This is a genomic window from Gilvimarinus gilvus, assembly GCF_030518155.1.
Taxonomy (GTDB): domain Bacteria; phylum Pseudomonadota; class Gammaproteobacteria; order Pseudomonadales; family Cellvibrionaceae; genus Gilvimarinus; species Gilvimarinus gilvus.
The window spans coordinates 1-303 of the sequence record NZ_JAULRU010000431.1 but is presented as its reverse complement, the minus strand read 5'-3'; the positions used below and the strand labels follow the sequence as shown (position 1 = coordinate 303).

At 23.1% G+C, this 303-nt stretch carries 1 protein-coding gene; it reads left to right on the top strand.

All coding sequences use genetic code 11. From position 1 onward, the window contains the following. Window positions 1–303 (top strand): hypothetical protein (locus QWI17_RS08720; protein ID WP_302722138.1); only part of this gene is annotated, 303 nt, incomplete at both ends.

Below are 303 nucleotides of genomic sequence, written 5' to 3'. Positions count from 1 at the left end.
GATTCTTCGTTTTCTTATAGAAAGTATAACAAAGCTTTAAATGATTATTATAGTAAAGATTCTTTAATACCAGAACCTTCTTTTGATTTTGCCGAAGATCAATTTATATTTTATAATGACACTTTAACCTATTACTATTTTAATGAATTTCCTTACGATAAAATGTGTGGAACTGGTGCAATAAATGATTTTGAAGACAAGAAAATTACCGAATTATATAAAGTTAAAAAGAAAGATCTGATTAATATTAAATCTGATACTATTGAACATTTTATTCAAAAGTTAGAAACTAAAAATTCTAAT